Genomic DNA, 14,764 nt, shown 5'->3' with positions numbered 1-14,764 from the left:
TCCAAAAAACTCACTTGCCGGCCGGTTTGTACAGCCGCCTAGAATGGTTGCCGTGAACGCAACCAGCCCCGAACTCCCCCCCTCCCCTACCGAAACCGCCGACCAGGCTGCCCCCGTGCGCCGGCCGATTCGCGACCTGCCCGACGAGCTGATCAGCCAGATCGCTGCCGGCGAGGTGGTCGAGCGCCCCGCCTCCGTGGTGCGTGAACTGGTGGACAACGCTCTGGACTCGGGCGCCGGCCAGATCACCGTGCGCCTGCTGGCCGGCGGCGTGCGCCTGATCTCGGTGGAAGACGACGGCTGCGGCATCCCGCGAGACGAGCTGCCCGTGGCCCTGCGCCGCCATGCCACCAGCAAGATCAGCGATCTGCACGATCTGGAAACCGTGGCCACCATGGGCTTTCGCGGCGAGGCACTGGCCGCCATTGCCTCGGTATCGGAAACCTCCATCTTCTCGCGCCCAGCAGGTCAGGACTCGGCCTATCTGCTGGACGCCCGCAGCGGCGAGCTGCGTCCCGCCGCACGCAACCAGGGCACGACCGTGGAGGTCAAGGAGCTGTTCTTCTCCACGCCCGCGCGCCGCAAATTCCTCAAGACCGATGCCACCGAACTCGCGCATTGCATAGAGTCGGTGCGTCGCCATGCGCTGGCACGCCCCGATGTGGGCTTTGCCATCTGGCATGAAGGCAAGCTCGTCGAGCAATGGCGCGCTGCCGGCAGCACGCCCGACGAAGCCTTGTCGCGCCGCCTGGCCGATGTGCTGAATGACAAGTTCGTCGACAACTCGGTGGCCGTCGATCACTGGGCCGGCCCCGTCCACGTCACGGGCCGCGCCGGCATCCCGGACGCGGCGCGCTCGCGTCCCGACCAGCAGTTCTGCTATGTCAACGGCCGCTTTGTGCGCGACAAGGTATTGACGCATGCGGCCCGCTCTGCTTACGAAGACGTGCTGCATGGCAACAAGCAGCCGGTCTACGCGCTCTACATCGAGATCGACCCCGCGCGCGTAGATGTGAACGTGCACCCCACCAAGATCGAGGTGCGCTTTCGCGATAGCCGCGAAGTCCACCAGGCAGTGCGCCACGCGATCGAGAACGCGCTGGCCACGCCGCGCGCCGCAGCCGTGGTCGAGGCGGCGGCACAGGAAGCCGCCCGCCAGCCCGGCCTGATCGACGACGGCGCTGCCACGCCTATCCCCGCCAAATCGGCGAACAAGCCCGCCGCAGCTCCGGCCTGGCCGCAAACCCGCATGAGCTTTGGCGAACCCGCCGTCGGCAACCCCGTGCGCGACCTGGCCAAGCTCTGGGAGCCCATGCGCGAAGCCACTGCGCAGGCCGCGCCCGTGCCGCAGATGGCGACTGCGGCACCAGCCCCCGCGAGTGCCACAGCTGCCACGCCTGCGACGCTCGCCACACCTGAATCTGCCAGCGGCGCGACCACGATCACCAACACCACGGCCATGCCAAGCCCCGTGCCTCAGCCCGAGGACGAAGGCATCAGGCTGCGCCCTTCGGGCCAGTCCAGCTACTTTCAGCGAAAAGCGCCAGCCCCCCAGATGCAGGAGGCGCCAGCCGCTACGCAGATCGTTGCCAACGCTGCAGCCCCGGTCGAGCCGGCTGCGGCCATGAAAACTGCTGAACATGCCGCAGCGCCGGCAACACGACCACCCGTAACGGCTACGGCTGACTCGGCCCCGGTCTGGCCGCTGGGCCGGGCCGTGGCCCAGTTGCACGGCGTCTATATCCTGGCCGAAAACAGCCAGGGCATGGTCATCGTGGACATGCATGCCGCCCACGAGCGCATCGTCTATGAGCAGCTCAAGAATGCGGTCAATGGCGACGAACAGATTCCCAGCCAGCCACTGCTGATTCCCGCCACCTTTGCCGCAACGCCCGAGGAAGTCGCCACGGCCGAAGCCCATGTCGAGACCTTGCTGACCCTGGGCATGGAGGTCTCACCCTTCTCGCCCAAGACCCTGGCCGTGCGCGCCGTGCCGGCCACGCTGGCCCAGGGCGATGCCGTGGAACTGGCGCGCAGCGTGCTGGCCGAACTGGCCCAGCATGACGCAAGCACCGTGGTGCAGCGCGCGCGCAACGAGATTCTGGCCACCATGGCCTGCCACGGCGCGGTGCGCGCCAACCGCAAGCTCACGCTGGACGAGATGAATGCGCTGCTGCGCCAGATGGAGGTGACCGAGCGCTCCGACCAGTGCAATCACGGCCGTCCCACCTGGCGCCAGCTGAGCATGAAGGAGCTGGATGCACTGTTTCTGCGCGGGCGCTGATGACAGGGCTGCAATAGCCGCTAAATAGCCGCTACATTGCCGTTATCGTTCAAAACAGCGGGCCGGGAGATCAGCGGGCCCGCCTGCCATTCCCCGCCATGAACTCCAGCTCCACCCCGGAACCTGCCGAAGCCCATTCCTTCATTGCTCGCGTGCGTGCGGCCCTTCCGCAGCTGCCGCCGTCGGAGCGGCGGCTGGCTGAATTCCTGCTGGACTTTCCCGGCAATCTGTCGAGCTACACGGCTGCCGAGATGGCCAAGCTCACGGGGGTGTCGAATGCCACGGTCACGCGCTTCATACAGCGGCTGGGCTATGAGGGCTACGAGGACGCACGCCGCCATGCCCGCGCTCAGGGCGACAACGGCTCGCCACTGTTTCTGGCTGCCGCATCGGCCCAGGGCAGGCCCACGGCGGACGTGATCGCCACGCATCTGCGCCAGGCCTCGGAGAATCTGGCCGTCACCATCGGACAGATCTCTGCAGATCAGCTCGATGCCATCGCCACGGCCCTGATCGGCGCCCGGCAGCTGTTCTTCGTGGGCTATCGCCAGAACCGCAACTTTGCCGCCTATCTGCGCTGGCAGCTGCTGCAGGCACTCGAGATGCCCAGCCAGGTCGTTCCCGGCGCCGGCGAAACCTTGGGTGAATATGCGGCCCAGATCGGCGAAAACGATGTGGTGGTGATCTTTGCCCTGCGCCGCAGCGTGCGCGTGGTCAGCGAGTTCGCGCGCCAGGCCAGACTGCTGGGCGCACGCCTGATCTGCATCACCGACCATGCCAGCCCGGCCCCCGAGGCGGACTGGCTGCTGCGCGTGCAGACCTCGGCGCCGGGACCGCTGGACAATCACACGGCGCTTTTCATGCTCTGCCACCTGATTGCCACCTCCACCTTGCAGCAAAGCGGACAGCCGGGTCGCAGACATATGGCGGCCATCGAGACCAGCCATGATGCGCTGGACGAGATGCTATGAAATCAAAAGCTTGTTGCGCTTGTTATTCATAGATTTCATATGGTTTTCAATATGAAATCAATAAATGACGAGCGCAAACAGCTCTTTAATCAATAGCAATCAGCTTGTAGCGACAAGCGCCAGGCTCGCAAGCGCTGCCTGCACTGCGGCCACAACCGGCGACAGCACCGGCACCTGAAAGCGCGGCGCCAGCCACAGCGCGGCTTCGGACAGCGGACCGCCGCCGATCACCACGGCCTGTGCGCCATCGCGCTGCACGCATAGGGCCACGGCATCGCCCAGGCGCTCACATTGCAAGGCCGGATCTGCAGCCAGCGCCAGCGGCTCGCCCAACGCAATGCGCGTGCCGCAGAACCAGGGCGTCAGGCCCAGCGCCGCGACCGAGGCGGCAATCGAAGCCTCCAGCCCCGGCGTGGTCGTCGCAATGCCAAAGCGGCGCGGGCCGCCCTGCTCGTCCCGTGCGGCCTGCCACATGGCGGCTTCGCCGATGCCAAAGGCGGCAACCCCCGCCGGCAGGGCCGCTCTCAACAATTCCAGCCCCGGATTGCCGAACGCGGCCACGATGATGGCCCGGCCAGCCTGACTCTCATCTTCCCGGGCAAAGGCCAGACCCAGGCGCAGCACCTCCTGCTCGGCAAGCTGCAGCCCCGCCTCGTCGGTAATCATGGCCGCTCCACGCTCGGCCGTCGCGCCGTGCAGCAGCACGCCGGGCGGCAGGCAGACCCGCGCCTGTCTGAGCATCAGCGCCGTGGTCTGCTGCGAAGTGTTGGGGTTGATCAGCAAAATATGCATGCCAGCTTTCATGCCGTGCGCTCCTGACTGCCGGCATGCACGCCTGCAGCGGCGGCAGACGCCTCCTGCGCATGGGATTCGCCGCCCGCGCCTTCCTCGATGGAGCGGCCGAAGGTCTCGGGGGCAAACTGCACGGCAATCGCAAAGATGAAATACATGGCCGCGATCATGCCGAACATTCCGGAGACGCCATGCAGGTCGAACATTTTGCCCGCTAGCACCTGGGACATGGCTCCGCCAATCGTGCCCAGCGCCAGCAGGAAGGAAGTGCCCAGTGCACGAATGCGCGTGGGGTACAGCTCGGGCGCAAAGATCCAGATGGAGGTATTGAGCGTCAGCACGCAGAATTGGAACAGTGCACCGCAGACCAGGATCATGGCCACGCTATCGGTGAAGTTGCCGAACGCCAGGCCCGCGAGACAGGCTGCAATCGCCCCTACCGTCAGCACCCGCTTGCGCGGAAAGTAATAACCCATGGTCGATGCCGCGATAGCGCCGGCCAGGCTGCCCATCTGCATGACGATGGTGAAGCTGAAGCTCTTGGTGATGGAGTAGCCCTGGGCGACCAGAATCGTCGGCATCAGCGTGAGCACCGAGAGCTGCGCGCCAAACGTCATCCACGAAGCCACGCCCACGGCAATAGTGCGCCGCGCATAGCCGCCCCTGAAGATGTCGGTGAAAGAGCTGCGCTGCACGGTCTGCGCGGCAGCCGTCTGCGCCTGAGCGCTGCCTGGGCTGATGAACTCGCGCAACTCATACTGCGCATTGGCCAGCTTGCCGGCCGCCAGCATGCTCAGCACCTGGTTGGCTTCCTCGACCCGCCCCTTGGAGAGCAGAAAGCGCGGCGTCTCCGGCACAAAGCGGCGGTAGAACACGATGAAGATGGCCGGCATGACCAGACAGCCGAACAGCCAGCGCCAGGAATCATCGCCCGGGAACAGCGTGAACACGCCCAGCGCAAATGCCGGCGCCAGCATATTGCCCAGACCGCCGCCGCCCACATTGATGAGACCGACTGCCGTGCCGCGAAAGCGGGCCGAACAGAACTCGGCCAGCATGGTCACGGCCGTGGTGATTTCGCCGCCCAGACCAAAGCCCACGATGGCACGCGCCACGGCGAGGAAAGCGTAATCGGGTGCCAGTGCGCAGCCGACGGCCCCCAGCGTGAACAGCGCCAGATTCACATTGAGCATGAAGCGCCGCCCCATGCGATCGGCCAGGTAGCCCGACAGCAAGCGCCCCATGGCGGCGGCAAAGAAAGTGATGGTGTTGAGAAAGGCAATGTCCGTCGCGTCCAGCCCCCATTGCTGCCGCAGCAGGGGGCCGACCAGGCCGACCGCGTTCTGTTCAAACACATCGAAGAGCACGCCGCAGACCACCAGAAAGATGATGCTTTTGTGCGAGCGCGTCACACCGATCTGGTTGAGCGCGTTTTCCAGCTGCTGCATCTGCGCCGCACTGGCCTTGCCTGACGCCGAGGACGTCACGGGGATTTCACCTGCCATATCCACCTCCTGTGTGCTGATGACCGCCCAGGCACTGGGCCGGCAAGTCGAACTAGAAATATATTTTTCATATTTGAAATTATGAAAATATTTTTTCAAATCCACGTTTACCCAGCCCCGATGATTGGTGAAAGAGGCCAGCCCCAGGCTCATGTGACGGCCTTGATGAAAAAACAATTTCACAACTGCAGATTGCGTGCCTGAATTCACACGCACCACTTCGGTGCTATCACAGAACGATGCCGGCGCACGCATGGCGCCAGTTTTTCTGCCGGACAACGCTGTGCCAAGCGGCTAGCAGACCATTTTTGCGACAGGACGATGAAAAATCCTTTACTTCAAATGCACCATCCAAGTGCCTGAAAACTAAGAATAAATGCGAATTCAATGTTCCAAGTTTGGGCATGCACGCACCAGAATTGCGCCCTCATGCACCGAATCCATGCATGAGTGCATAACTTTTTGGCATAATTTTGTTTTCGCGAGTTTCAGCGCATTCCTCTGTCCCTGTCAGAAAGTTCTCTATGAAGTACGAGTCCGTAGGCCAATTCCTGGAAGAAGTGGCACAACGCAACCCCGGTCAGCCCGAATTCCTGCAAGCCGTCACCGAAGTGATGGAAAGCCTGTGGCCCTTCATCGAGAAGAACCCCAAATACGCCGAGCACGCCCTGCTGGAGCGCCTGGTCGAGCCCGAGCGCATCATCCAGTTCCGCGTGAGCTGGACCGACGACAAGGGCCAGGTGCAGGTGAACCGCGGCTTCCGCATCCAGCACAGCATGGCAATCGGCCCCTTCAAGGGCGGTCTGCGCTTCCACCCCTCGGTCAACCAGTCCGTGCTGAAGTTCCTGGCTTTCGAGCAGACCTTCAAGAACGCACTGACCACTCTGCCCATGGGCGGCGGCAAGGGCGGCTCCGATTTCGACCCCAAGGGCAAGAGCCCTGCCGAAGTCATGCGCTTCTGCCAGGCTTTCGTGTCCGAGCTGTTCCGCCACGTGGGCCCCGACACCGATGTGCCGGCAGGCGACATCGGCGTGGGCGGCCGTGAAGTGGGCTATATGGCCGGCATGTACAAGAAGCTGTCGAACACTGCGGCTTCCGTGTTCACAGGCAAGGGTCTGTCCTTCGGCGGCTCGCTGATCCGTCCCGAAGCCACTGGCTACGGCACCGTGTATTTCGCCCGTGAAATGCTGGCCACTCGCGGCCAGTCCTTTGAAGGCAAGACCGTGTCCGTGTCCGGTTCGGGCAATGTGGCTCAGTACGCCGTGGAAAAGGCCATGGAACTGGGCGCCAAGGTCGTGACCGTGTCCGACTCCTCGGGCACCGTGTATGACGCCGCCGGTTTCACCACCGAAAAGCTGGCCATCCTGATGGATGTGAAGAACCACAAGTACGGCCGCGTCAGCGACTACGCCAAGCTGGTTTCCGGCGTGGAATTCCTGGCCGGCAAGAGCCCCTGGTCCATCAAGGTGGACGTGGCCCTGCCTTGCGCCACCCAGAACGAACTGAACGAAGCCGATGCCAAGACCCTGATCGCCAACGGCGTGCTGTGCGTGGCTGAAGGCGCGAACATGCCCTCCACCAACGAAGCCGCACGCGCTTTCGAAACTGCCGGCGTGCTGTACGCACCCGGCAAGGCATCCAACGCCGGCGGCGTTGCCACTTCCGGCCTGGAAATGTCGCAAAACTCGGCCCGCCTGTCCTGGCCTGCCGAAGAAGTGGATGCACGTCTGCTGCAAATCATGCAAAGCATCCACGCTGCCTGCGTGAAGCACGGCAAGCGCGAAGACGGCACCATCAGCTACATCGACGGCGCCAATATCGCCGGCTTTGTGAAGGTGGCCGACGCCATGCTGGCACAAGGCGTGATCTGAGCGTCAGGCGCTCGTCACTCGCAAGAAAGGCCCTTCGGGGCCTTTTTTCATGCCCGCAGCCAGGCGGTGAAGCGGCCGCCAGAGCGCCGCAGGCCCTGCCCCCTAGGCCCGCACGCCCAGTCTCATCCAGCGTATCAGGAGCTTCTCGACTTCCAGCAACAGCAGCAGGACCACACCCAGCCCCATGGCCAGCAGTCCGGCCTCCAGGTCTACAGGACGGCTGTCGAACAGCGTCTGCATGGGCGGGGTGTAGGTGAACAGCAGTTGCACCAGAGTGACGCCGGCCACGCCCAGCAGCACTGCCGGGGTGCCCAGGACGCCGCGCAGGCTGAGCGATGTTCCCTGCGTGTAGCGCACGCTGAACAGATAGAAGATCTCCATGATCACCAGCGCATTGACCACGATGGTGCGGGCCAATTCGACCGAGTCACCACGGCGCAGCGACCACTCGAACATGCCGAAGCAGCCCAAGGCAAACAGCACCGAGACCAGGGCGACGCGCCACAGCAGATAGGGCAGCAGCAGTTGCTCGTCAGGCGAGCGCGGCTTGCGCCGCATCAGCGTGGCTTCGGGCGGCTCGAAGGCCAGCGTCAAGCCCAGGGCCACGGCAGTGACCAGATTGACCCAGAGAATCTGCACTGGAGTGACCGGCAGCGACAAGCCCAGCAGGATGGCGACGATGATGACAATGGCCTGGCCGCCGTTGGTCGGCAGGGTCCAGGCAATGACCTTGCGCAGGTTTTCGTAGACGGTGCGTCCTTCCTTGACGGCAGCGACGATGGTGGCAAAGTTGTCGTCGGCCAGCACCATGCCCGCTGCCTCCTTGGCCGCGGCCGTGCCGGTAATGCCCATGGCCACGCCGATGTCGGCCCGCTTGAGCGCCGGCGCGTCGTTGACGCCGTCACCGGTCATGGCGATGACGCTGCGATCTGCCTGCAGGGCCTGCACCAGGCGCAGCTTGTGTTCCGGGCTGGTGCGGGCGAATACCGTGGAGGCTCTGGCCACATCGATCAGCTGGGCATCGTTCAGTCCGTCCAGCTCATGGCCCGAGGTGACGCGGATGGTGTCGGCCAGCGCCAGCTCCCTGGCAATGGCGGCAGCGGTGGCTGCATGATCGCCGGTGATCATCTTCACGGCAATTCCAGCGCTGCGGCATTCACGCACGGCCTCCTTTGCCGATTCTCGCGGCGGATCTATCATGCCCAGCACGCCAAGAAGAGTGAGGTCCTTGACGTCGGCCATGTCCACGCAGTCCTTTCCATCTGCCGGGACACGGCTGGCCAGAGCCAGCACGCGATAGCCTTTGGCGGCCAAGACATCGACCTGCTCCAGCCAATAGGCTGCGTCCAGCGCCTGCACGCCTTCTGCTCCCTGCTGGTCGCGGCACATGGCAAGCACCTGCTCCGGAGCCCCTTTGACGAAAACCGCGGCTGGAGCATCAACTGGGCGGTGCAGAGTGGCCATGTAGCGGTGGACGGCATCAAAGGGAACTTCGTCGAGCCGGAGCCAGTCCTGACGCAGCCGATCCACATCCAGGCCGGCACGTGCCGCCAGCACCACCAGAGCCCCCTCCATGGGGTCGCCTTCGACTGCCCAGACCTTGCCTTCGGCATGTCTTACATGGGCGTCGTTGCAAAGCGCCGCGCCTGCGGCAAAGTGCAGCAGCTGCGGATGCTGCGCAGGCTCGATCTCCTCGCCCGCCAGGGTGAAACGCCCCTGGGGCGCATAGCCCTCGCCTTCTATGCCAAAGCTGGCCCCGGGCAGCACCACGGCACGCACGCTCATTTCATTGCGCGTCAAAGTGCCGGTCTTGTCGGAGCAGATGACGGAGACGGCGCCCAGTGTCTCCACCGCCGGCAGGTTGCGCACGATGGCGTAGCGTGCGGCCATGCGCTGCACCCCAATGGCCAGCGCAATCGTCATGACCACGGGCAGGCCTTCGGGGATGGCCGATACGGCAATCCCCACCACGGCGATGAAGGCGTCGGCCGTGTCGAAGTCACGCACCCATAGTGCGAAGCAGAACATCAGCGCGGACAGGCTCAGTATGGTGATGGTGAGCTGACGCGCGAAGCGGTCCATGAGCCGCGTCAGCGGGGTGGCCAGTGTCTGCACCGAGCCCAGCATGGTGCTGATCAGACCCAGCTCGGTACGCGGGCCTGTGGCCACCACCACGCCCAGTCCTTGCCCGGCAGCCACCAGGGTGCCGGAATAGGCCATGGAAAAGCGGTCGCCGAGAGCGGCATCGACAGCCACCGGATCGGCCGACTTGTCGACGGCCACCGATTCCCCGGTCAGCATGGCCTCGTCCAGCTTCAGGCTGCTGGCGCGCAGCAGGCGCAGATCGGCCGGGACGCGATCGCCAGCCTCGAGCAGCACGCAGTCGCCGGCGACAAGTTCTTCCGCAGGCACCGCCATGCGCAAGCCGTCGCGCAGCACATTGGCCCGGCTGGAAACCATGGCCTTCACGGCGTCCAGCGCCCTCTCGGCACGGCCTTCCTGCACGAATCCGAAGACCGCATTGATCAGCACCACCGCGAGGATCACCCCCGTATCGACCCAATGCTGCAGCAGTGCGGTAACGACGGCCGATCCCAGCAGCACATAGATCAGCAGATTGTTGAACTGCGACAGAAAGCGGGCCAGCATGCTGCGCGAAGCGGCGGCAGGCAGGGCATTCGGGCCCTGCTGCTGCAGGCGCTCCCAGGCCTCGTCGGAGCTCAGTCCGGCGGCAGTCGATTGCAATTGAGTGAGTACGGCATCGGTAGCCAACGCGTGCCAGGCGGCAACGCGGTTCTGTTCCTGCATCTGAGACTCCCTGACGATTCAACTGAAACGCTTGTGAGCCGGATCTGTGCCCGGTTGGCGGCTACCGCGGAGAACGCGCCCTTGCATGGTATGCGCTCGACAGCGCCTTGCCACTGACTATGAGCAGGAATATCGATCATTGATTGACTGCAACGGGCTGATTGCCTGCGCCGGCCCACACTGCCGCGAAATCTGACTTTCAGTCTCGGCGGTGCGCCCTGAAGCTGGTTCAGCCAGCTCTACCGGCGCCAGGCACCAGCTGAAGTTCATATGAACCGATGGTTTTCATGTATTCCTACTCATATGAAACTTTATGACAATTAATTAAGTTTTGTTGAGCAATTCAACGTCAATCACTGAATCAACCTTCACCACAAATAGTTGTGGGACTTATGAATCCAGAACGCGCCACTCTTTCCCGCCGACTTTGCATCGCCTGTGCCATGACCAGCCTGTTCGCAGGGGCGGCGCAGGCACAGGATGTCTATCCCAGCAAGCCCATCCGCATCGTGATTGGCTATGCCCCGGGTGGCTCCGTCGACATGGTCGGCCGCGTGGTCGGGGACATGCTGGCCAGGCAGTTGAACGCCACTGTCGTGGTCGAGAACGTGCCGGGCGCCGCAGGCGTGGTGGGAGCGCAGCGCGTGGTATCGGCCAAGCCCGACGGCTACACCTTGCTGGCCGGCTCCAGCAACGAAATGGCGGGCACCAAGTTTGTGAATGCCGCGCAGAAGTACGACCCGGCGGTGGACCTGACCCCGGTGAGCCTGACCGCCCTGGCCCCCAATCTGTGGGTAGCCGGTGCGCATGTTCCTGTCAAAACCGTGGATGACTTCGTCAAACTGGCCAAGGCCAACCCAGGCAAATACAGCTACGGCAGCCCCGGCATCGGCTCGACGCCGCATTTTTCGGGAGAGCTGATCAAGAAGACTGCGGGTGTCTACCTCGTGCACATACCCTACAAGGGCTCTCCGGCCATGACCAGCGATCTGGGCGGCGGCAACCTGGACTTCGCCATCCTCTCGCCCATGGCCGCAGCGCCGCTGGCGCAGTCCGGAAAGATCAGGATTCTGGGCGCCACCACGGCCACCCGCATTGCCACGCTCAAGGAGGTTCCGGCGCTGGCGGAACATCCCGCGCTCAAGGGCTATGCCCTGAGCGGCTGGTTTGCCCTCGCGGCACCCAAGGGCCTGCCCCCGGAAGTGCTGGCCAAGCTGCAAAAAGCGGTACAGACAGGTCTTGCCGACCCGGCCATCCGCCAGAAGCTGGAAGCAGCAGGGACCCCGCCAGCCAAGGGCAATGAAAGCCTTGCCCAGGTGATGCGCACAGACATGGACAAATACGCCGAGCTGGTGAAGTTCGCCAGGATCACGGGCGACAACTAAAGCGGCGACCTGCAGCGCCATATGCTCTCCTGCCCGCAAGGCCTTGCATCAGCGCGCCCGGGTTGTTTTCGACGCCCCTGCGACTAGGGCTGCCCCCATGGCGTGCCCGCGCTCCTTCCCGGTACAAGTGACAGATTTCACAACGAGTCTCTGTCAGAACTTTGGAGGGTAATTTCATGTCCTTGATTCGCCGCGCCAGCTTTTCGACGCTGCTTTGCAGCAGCGCCTTCATGCTGTTCAGCCAGAATGCCCTGGCCCAGGCTGCAGCGGCCCAGCCGGGTGCGGCCCAGCCGGGTGCGGCCCAAACCGGAGGCCTGTCCCGGACCATGGTCGGCAAGGCCGATGTTTCGGTGCCTGGTCGCGAAGCCGTGGTAGCCAAGGTGGAGGTCGCCCCAGGCTCGCGCGCGGGTCGCCACACCCACCCCGGCGACGAGATCAGCTATATCAGCGAGGGTGAGGTCGATCTGCTGATCGACGGCCAGCCGCCGCGCACGCTCAAGGCCGGCGAGACCTTTGTCGTGCCCGCTGGTGTGATTCATGATGCACACAACGCCAGCAATGGCACGGTCAAGCTGATTGGCGTGTATGTCGTGGAAAAGGGCAAGCCTCTGGCCACACCGGCCCCCTGAGCAGCGCACGGCTTCGACCGTCCAAAACAAGGCCGCAGTCCATTGCTGCGGCCTTTGTTCCTTGCTCGGCTCTTCTTCTGTAGGATCAACCCACATGAAGCACACCGTTACCGCCTTGCTGCTGGGTGCAGCCTGCAGCTTGAGCCTTGCCGCATCGCCCACACCCGCCGCGACTCAGGAGATCGAGTACCTGATCGGCCACCTCAAAGCCTCGGGCTGCGAGTTCCAGCGCAATGGCAGCTGGCATGACAGTGCCAAGGCAGCCGAGCATCTGCGCGGCAAATACGACTATCTGCTCAAAAAGGGCTGGGTGGCCACGGCCGAGGACTTCATTGCCCGCGCAGGCACGGAGAGCAGCATCAGCCACAAGCCCTACCAGGTGCGCTGCAGCGGCAAGGAGGCCGAAGCCAGCGCCAGCTGGCTGCAGGCCGAACTCAGGCGCTACCGCAACCGCCAGTAGCGCTCAGCACCCCGCCTCAACCTGCGCGCTTGACGGCCGCATCACACCAGCGCTGCGCCACCTGGGGCGAGGTACTGCAGACCGCATCATGCGTGACCGTGGTCACGGCACGCTCCAGCAGCTGGATATCGGCTTCGTGCTGGCGTGCCACATGCGGGTCTTCGAAGAAGATGGCGCGGTGGCAGCGCTTTTCCAGTACCAGATCGGCAATCTGCGCATCGCCGCCCAGTGGACCGCTGTTGTAGCGGTCCACCCAGGGCTTGTCGGCAGGCCAGCCCTTGCTCCAGGCCATTTCGTTGAGTTTCTGCCCCGTTGTGCCGGTACCCACGCGGCGGCGGTAGCGGCTGAGCAACTCGAAGTTGTGTGCTGCAAAGTCCAGCATGGTGGGCTTCATGGCATCGTGGGCAATCAGCGCCAGCGTCTGGTTTTCGTAGTCGTGATAGCGGTCGGCATTGCGGTCGCGCGTCAGGCCGGCGTGAATGCGCTCCATCTCTATCCAGTCACGCGTGGAGGCGACCGTGGAAAGAAAAGGCTTGCCGTGAATCACGCACTGGCGCTTCAAGGCCAGGGCTTCGGGGAAGATGGACGACGGGTCCACCGGGTCCATCAGGTAGATGGCGCCATCGAGAGTGCGCTCGTCACCCTCCATGCCCACTACCTCGGCCACCAGCCTCATGAGCCCGCCCTCGCGGCCATAGGGGTAGCGCACCAGGCCTTTGTAGCCCTGGAGCATGCTGGCCGCCGTGATGGCGTCATAGGTGCGGCCCACGGTATGAAAGCCCAGCTTGAGTTCGCGAATTCCGGCCTCGCAAGCGCGCAGCAGGGCAAACAGCGCAGCGTCCTCGGTTTGGTGGTGGAGTTTGTTGGCGGCAAGACCCAGGCAGATCGACATAGTGAACTAATCCTTCAAACAGGCTTCAAACGCTCGCAAACTCTGCGCAACCAGCTATGCATTTGCGGCTTGAAACACCCGCAAGAATATCGCCAATTCATGCACTCCAGATGACTGGGGCCAGGTCAGACAGCCATACTTGCACAGCACTTGACAGCCGCTCTCTTCCGACGCTCTTCTTCTCATGCCCAAGACCTCACGCTTCTGGAGCCCCCGCCGCATCGCGGCAGCACTCGGCCTGGCCTTGCTGCTGGCGCTTGCGATCTGGGGCATGCGCGAGCTCGATGCCAGGCAGCGGGTCTGGATTTTTCAGCCCAGCGACCGCAGCTGGCCTGGAGCCAACACTGCCGGCATGCAGGAACAATGGATAGCGTTTCGCAGCCGCGATGGCAGCGCCGCCAGGCTGCACGCCCTCTGGATGCCATCCAGCGATGCACGAGCCCCGCTGCTGCTGTTTCTGCATGGAGCGCGCTGGAATGTGACGGGCTCCTCGCCACGCATACGGCGCCTGCAGGCCATGGGCTTTTCGGTGCTGGCCGTGGACTACCGCGGCTTTGGCAAGAGCAGCCCGGCCCTGCCCTCGCAGGCCTCGGCCGCCGAGGATGCGCGCGCCGCCTGGGACTGGCTGGGCCGACAGGCCGCAGGCAGGCCGCGCTATATCTTCGGCCACTCGCTGGGCGGCGCCGTCGCCATCGACCTGGCCAGCTCCGTCAAGGACGAAAGCGGGGTGCTGGTCGAGTCCACCTTCACCAGCATTCCCGATGTGTTCGACTCCATGCGCTGGGGCTGGTTGCCCGTGAACTGGTTGATCACGCAGCGTTTCAACTCGGTCGGCAGAGTGGCGGACATCGGCTCGCCGCTGCTGGTCGTGCACGGCACGGCCGATCCGCTGATTCCGGCCCGGCTGGGCCAGCAGCTGTTCGATGCGGCGCGCGAGCCCAAGCGCCTGATCCTGGTCGAGGGTGCCAGCCACCACAACACCCAGTCCAGAGCGCTGGCGCAATACCGTCAGGCACTGCGTGAGCTGTTCGGCCTGAATCCGCGCTGAGCGGCATCGCCACATACTGTCTCGTCAGCATACGGATCAATGGACAGGTTCTGATAGTCTGTCTGGATATGTCTGCGCCGCCTGCCCTGAATTCAAAGCAAAATCCCGCTCAAGCCCTT

The 14,764-nt window shown here is 64.0% G+C and carries 11 protein-coding genes; 7 read left to right on the top strand and 4 right to left on the bottom strand.

Going from position 1 to position 14,764, the window contains the following annotated elements:
- Nucleotides 1–43: 43 nt before the first annotated feature.
- The gene (mutL, locus tag F0P97_RS06130) at nucleotides 44–2,284 is read left to right on the top strand and encodes a DNA mismatch repair endonuclease MutL (protein ID WP_182286059.1); all 2,241 of its coding nucleotides are present in this window, start codon (nucleotides 44–46) and stop codon (nucleotides 2,282–2,284) included.
- 98 nt (nucleotides 2,285–2,382) lie between these two features.
- Nucleotides 2,383–3,255, top strand: a complete 873-nt coding sequence (locus F0P97_RS06125) for a MurR/RpiR family transcriptional regulator (protein ID WP_182286058.1) — start codon at nucleotides 2,383–2,385, stop codon at nucleotides 3,253–3,255.
- 99 nt (nucleotides 3,256–3,354) lie between these two features.
- On the opposite strand, the gene F0P97_RS06120 is transcribed toward F0P97_RS06125, so the two are convergent.
- Both F0P97_RS06120 and F0P97_RS06115 read right to left on the bottom strand, forming a co-directional pair.
- Nucleotides 3,355–4,059 (bottom strand): aspartate/glutamate racemase family protein, encoded by a 705-nt coding sequence (locus tag F0P97_RS06120; protein WP_182286057.1) that lies wholly within the window; start codon nucleotides 4,057–4,059, stop codon nucleotides 3,355–3,357.
- Nucleotides 4,056–5,552, bottom strand: a complete 1,497-nt coding sequence (locus tag F0P97_RS06115) for an MFS transporter (protein WP_182286056.1) — start codon at nucleotides 5,550–5,552, stop codon at nucleotides 4,056–4,058. Before F0P97_RS06115 ends, F0P97_RS06120 begins: the two co-directional genes overlap by 4 nt.
- 524 nt (nucleotides 5,553–6,076) lie before the next feature.
- Between F0P97_RS06115 and gdhA the strand changes: the two genes are divergently transcribed.
- The gene (gene gdhA, locus F0P97_RS06110; RefSeq protein ID WP_182286055.1) at nucleotides 6,077–7,423 is read left to right on the top strand and encodes an NADP-specific glutamate dehydrogenase; all 1,347 of its coding nucleotides are present in this window, start codon (nucleotides 6,077–6,079) and stop codon (nucleotides 7,421–7,423) included.
- Nucleotides 7,424–7,525: 102 nt separating this feature from the next.
- On the opposite strand, the gene F0P97_RS06105 is transcribed toward gdhA, so the two are convergent.
- A complete protein-coding gene (locus F0P97_RS06105) occupies nucleotides 7,526–10,231 on the bottom strand; it encodes an HAD-IC family P-type ATPase (protein ID WP_182286054.1) in 2,706 nt (901 codons plus the stop codon).
- Nucleotides 10,232–10,674: 443 nt separating this feature from the next.
- Between F0P97_RS06105 and F0P97_RS06100 the strand changes: the two genes are divergently transcribed.
- The 3 genes from F0P97_RS06100 to F0P97_RS06090 all read left to right on the top strand — a co-directional run bounded on the left by F0P97_RS06100 (nucleotide 10,675) and on the right by F0P97_RS06090 (nucleotide 12,705).
- On the top strand, nucleotides 10,675–11,616 hold the full coding sequence (locus tag F0P97_RS06100) for a Bug family tripartite tricarboxylate transporter substrate binding protein (RefSeq protein WP_182286053.1): 942 nt from the start codon (nucleotides 10,675–10,677) through the stop codon (nucleotides 11,614–11,616).
- A gap of 176 nt (nucleotides 11,617–11,792) precedes the next feature.
- Nucleotides 11,793–12,245 (top strand): cupin domain-containing protein, encoded by a 453-nt coding sequence (locus tag F0P97_RS06095; protein ID WP_182286052.1) that lies wholly within the window; start codon nucleotides 11,793–11,795, stop codon nucleotides 12,243–12,245.
- 94 nt (nucleotides 12,246–12,339) lie between these two features.
- Complete coding sequence (locus F0P97_RS06090) at nucleotides 12,340–12,705, top strand: DUF5329 domain-containing protein (protein WP_182286051.1); 366 nt, start codon at nucleotides 12,340–12,342, stop codon at nucleotides 12,703–12,705.
- A gap of 16 nt (nucleotides 12,706–12,721) precedes the next feature.
- Here the strand turns inward: F0P97_RS06090 and F0P97_RS06085 are convergent, their stop codons facing one another.
- On the bottom strand, nucleotides 12,722–13,597 hold the full coding sequence (locus tag F0P97_RS06085) for a methylglyoxal synthase (protein WP_182286050.1): 876 nt from the start codon (nucleotides 13,595–13,597) through the stop codon (nucleotides 12,722–12,724).
- 184 nt (nucleotides 13,598–13,781) lie between these two features.
- Between F0P97_RS06085 and F0P97_RS06080 the strand changes: the two genes are divergently transcribed.
- On the top strand, nucleotides 13,782–14,645 hold the full coding sequence (locus tag F0P97_RS06080; protein WP_182286049.1) for an alpha/beta hydrolase: 864 nt from the start codon (nucleotides 13,782–13,784) through the stop codon (nucleotides 14,643–14,645).
- Nucleotides 14,646–14,764: the final 119 nt, after the last annotated feature.

The organism is Comamonas testosteroni, assembly GCF_014076415.1.
In the GTDB taxonomy this organism is placed as follows: Bacteria; Pseudomonadota; Gammaproteobacteria; order Burkholderiales; family Burkholderiaceae_C; genus Comamonas; species Comamonas testosteroni_F.
This window is presented reverse-complemented; position numbering and strand designations above follow the sequence as displayed.

Excerpts from the sequence above, each read along its gene's own strand:
- F0P97_RS06115 (WP_182286056.1), bottom strand. The coding sequence starts at position 5,552 with ATGGCAGGTGAAATCCCCGTGACGTCCTCGGCGTCAGGCAAGGCCAGT.
- mutL (WP_182286059.1), top strand. The coding sequence starts at position 44 with ATGGTTGCCGTGAACGCAACCAGCCCCGAACTCCCCCCCTCCCCTACC.
- F0P97_RS06100 (WP_182286053.1), top strand. The coding sequence starts at position 10,675 with ATGACCAGCCTGTTCGCAGGGGCGGCGCAGGCACAGGATGTCTATCCC.
- F0P97_RS06085 (WP_182286050.1), bottom strand. The coding sequence starts at position 13,597 with ATGTCGATCTGCCTGGGTCTTGCCGCCAACAAACTCCACCACCAAACC.
- gdhA (WP_182286055.1), top strand. The coding sequence starts at position 6,077 with ATGAAGTACGAGTCCGTAGGCCAATTCCTGGAAGAAGTGGCACAACGC.
- F0P97_RS06095 (WP_182286052.1), top strand. The coding sequence starts at position 11,793 with ATGTCCTTGATTCGCCGCGCCAGCTTTTCGACGCTGCTTTGCAGCAGC.
- F0P97_RS06080 (WP_182286049.1), top strand. The coding sequence starts at position 13,782 with ATGCCCAAGACCTCACGCTTCTGGAGCCCCCGCCGCATCGCGGCAGCA.
- F0P97_RS06105 (WP_182286054.1), bottom strand. The coding sequence starts at position 10,231 with ATGCAGGAACAGAACCGCGTTGCCGCCTGGCACGCGTTGGCTACCGAT.
- F0P97_RS06120 (WP_182286057.1), bottom strand. The coding sequence starts at position 4,059 with ATGAAAGCTGGCATGCATATTTTGCTGATCAACCCCAACACTTCGCAG.
- F0P97_RS06090 (WP_182286051.1), top strand. The coding sequence starts at position 12,340 with ATGAAGCACACCGTTACCGCCTTGCTGCTGGGTGCAGCCTGCAGCTTG.
- F0P97_RS06125 (WP_182286058.1), top strand. The coding sequence starts at position 2,383 with ATGAACTCCAGCTCCACCCCGGAACCTGCCGAAGCCCATTCCTTCATT.